This window comes from Hyella patelloides LEGE 07179 (assembly GCF_900659865.1).
Taxonomy (GTDB): Bacteria; Cyanobacteriota; Cyanobacteriia; order Cyanobacteriales; family Xenococcaceae; genus Hyella; species Hyella patelloides.
Genome location: NZ_LR214398.1, coordinates 1 through 3,121 on the forward strand (window position 1 = coordinate 1; position 3,121 = coordinate 3,121).

A 3,121-nucleotide genomic window follows, 5' to 3' on the forward strand; every position below is an offset into this window, starting at 1 on the left:
TTTATCGTAAATTCTATAATTGATTGGGACTGAATTTTCTTGGCGATCGCTATAGTAAAGAGTAATCAAATTCAATCCTTTAATACTTTTATGATATTTACCTGACCAGAAATATCCAATCAATTCAGCACATTCTGGATTACTGTAATGTTTTTCTATTACCGTGTCATCAACGCTTAAAATTCCTCCTTTTAGATCAATTAAATCTTTAACTGTGTTGAACAAATCTTTGGCTTCGTATCTTTCCCTCAATAAAAAGCGATTGATGCTATCGTGTGAGACATTTCCCAGTATTTCTGACAATCTATTACATCCCATTTGTTTGGGTTCTGACAATAAAAACAATGTGTAGTGTTCGAGATTGCATTGTGCGGTGGAAGGTTTGCTGATTTTCCTGATTGTTCGATACCTGTTTTTTTGATGTCTTCTACTTAAGAGTGCATTGTCTCATTATTCTGTCAATGCGTAAGTCCTATTTATATTCGAGTACGGGTTCGACTATTAACAGCGTCATTTCCATTACTTCAACTACTAATAATACTTTTGTCTATTACGATCACTGGGAAGACGGCTACGAAAGCGATATCAGCAATCCCGTTCAAAGCAGTACGGAAATTTGGGGTGATGGCGATTTAACTAATGGTATTGCGCCAGGCACTTCTAACGATCTCTTAAATGAGGGTGATGTTATTTCTTTAGAAAATGAAGTAACTTTGCCCCGTCAATCCAGTGATGTTAAATATGACGGTCGAGATAAAATTGCCTCTTCTAAAGCGATCGCTGTAACCAGATCGGCTTGGGGAACCAGTCCTGGTACTGTTTTGGCGGGAGCAGTCGAAGTTTACGATACGGCTAAATACGGCACTGACTTCCGAGTACCCGTAGGACAAGATGTCAATGCTGCTAGTATTTTTGAATATACTTCTTTACATATCACTGCTGCTTCAGATAATACTCAAGTCACGATAAATAAAAACGATGGTGGTAGTACTAGCGATGTTATTGTCACCCTAAATGAAGGTGAAACCTATTTAGTTAATGGTGGTGTTAATGCAGGGGCGACAGTTTCGGCAACTAATCCCGTTCAGGCTCATCTGATTACTGGTGATGTGGGGGCTTTTTACGAATCTCGCTGGTTTACTCTTTATCCTTTCGATCAATGGAGTACCAGCTATTACAGTCCTGTAGGAACTGCCGTATCCAGCGACCCGACTAAAATCTATATTTATAATCCTAACGGAACAACCCTGACAGTTAATTACGAAACTCTGGGCGGTACGGGTAGTTTGACGGTCGATCCTGGAGTAGTTGAAGTTTTTGAAATGCCTGCCAATTCAGGAGCGCGTTTTGCTTCAGCTAATGGTACGGATACTTTCTTTGCAGTGGGTGCGGTGGATGCGGACGATGCCAGTAATGCCACCCATGACTGGGGTTTTAGTCTCGTTCCCGAAGGCAATTTAACTCCTACTGTGGTAATTGGTTGGGGACCTAGTACGGCAGACCTTTCTACTCAGGGAAATCCTATTTGGGTGACTGCGGAAGAAGATACCATCATTTATGTTAATTACGATGGCGACTCCACAACTGGCAGTCAAACCGATCCTAATGGCAATCAATATGACGTTAAATACGACCTCAGCAAGTTAGAGTCTCGCAAGATTTTCGATCCCGATAACGATCAAACAGGGATGCGAATTTATACCGTTGACGGTACTAATATTACGGCTGCTTGGGGTCTTGACCCCGCTACGGCTTCGGCAGGAAATCCCTTCCTCGATATGGGAACGACAGTACTTCCTTTACCAGTAGCTTCTGCTAAAAAAAGTGCTTCCTTGGGAGTTGACAACTCCAGTCCTGCTAACGGCTTATACGACCCTGGGGATATTATTCAATACGATATTACGGTCAATAACGATAGTGTAGTCGTTCTGGGTAATGTCAATGTCAGCGATATCATTCCCAACGGGCTTAATTATGTAGATGGCAGTCTTTCTGTAAATGGAGGAACATTTACTGGCGATCCTGGTAGCACTTCTTTTCCTTTAGATGAAGGCGGTTTAAATATCGGTAACGTGGCAGTTGGCACATCAGCAACGGTTACTTTCCAAATGGAAATCGATCCTTCCTTTACTGGCTCTAGCATTCAAAACTCTGCTGTCATAGACTCTGACGAAGAAGACTTTAATCTCGACGTTGCAATTGCGATCGCCAACGAACCCAGTACCACTACATTTACTGACGATACGGGTACTGCGGTTACTTTCTACGAAGAAAATGACACGATTTATATTCAAGTCAACGACCCCGATTATCTCTCAGATTCCACTATTGGGGGTACAGTACAGGTTACCCTAACTAATCCCGATACGGGCGATCGTGAAACCATTACCCTTACGGAAGACAACGATACAGGAGTCTTTACGGGTTCAATTCCTTCCTCTACCAGTAGCGGTCAAGGTGTAGAAGACGCTACTCTTTATGCGTTGGCAGGCAATCAACTAGAAGTCAGTTACACCGATCCTTCCTTTTCTGAGGATACCAGCAGCGATAGCGTTCCTGCGGTTGCAATACCTACAGATACAAAGATTCTCTATCTATCCGATACGGGAGATTTAGATCGTATCGATCCCGTCGCTAGTAGCGATGGTACTACTGCTCAGAGTGGCACATTAGGTTTAGCAAGTTTAGTTGGTGTAGATTTTGATTCGGATACCACTGGTAACTCCTCACCCACTAATTGGAATGTCTTGGGAGCAGGAAATAACACTCTTGGAGATAATGAAAGTCTGATCGATGAAAATGGAGTGGATAGTGGCTATGAATTAAATATTCAAGTTTTTGGTAGTGGTAGTACTTGGACTGGCGATCCCAGTGCAACAAATACGCTACCGTCTAATCTCGATGCCAAGATTGATAACAATATATATTACAGTTCGGGAATTACTGCCACTTGGTCTGGTCTAGATACTTCTACCGTTTACGATGTATATGTATTTGGTTGTGCGATTCGTTTAGTCGAAACTTAGAAAGAAGGAGGATGACTAGCTTCTGTTGAGTAACCGCAAAACGGTAGAGTTCGCACTTTAATCCTCAACAGATGACAACTTAATAATCTTATAGG

The 3,121-nt window shown here is 42.1% G+C and carries 1 protein-coding gene and 1 pseudogene; one reads left to right on the forward strand and one right to left on the reverse strand.

The genetic code is table 11. The features are described 5' to 3' along the window. Positions 1-399: pseudogene (locus H1P_RS35155) on the reverse strand (IS701 family transposase); the annotation flags it as partial. A gap of 62 nt (positions 400-461) precedes the next feature. Between H1P_RS35155 and H1P_RS35160 the strand changes: the two are divergent. After that, positions 462-3,026, forward strand: coding sequence for a DUF11 domain-containing protein (locus H1P_RS35160; RefSeq protein ID WP_144876402.1), 2,565 nt, complete (start codon positions 462-464; stop codon positions 3,024-3,026). Positions 3,027-3,121 lie beyond the last annotated feature (95 nt).

Coding starts and splice junctions, on each gene's coding strand:
- H1P_RS35160 (WP_144876402.1), top strand. CDS start 462: ATGCGTAAGTCCTATTTATATTCGAGTACGGGTTCGACTATTAACAGC.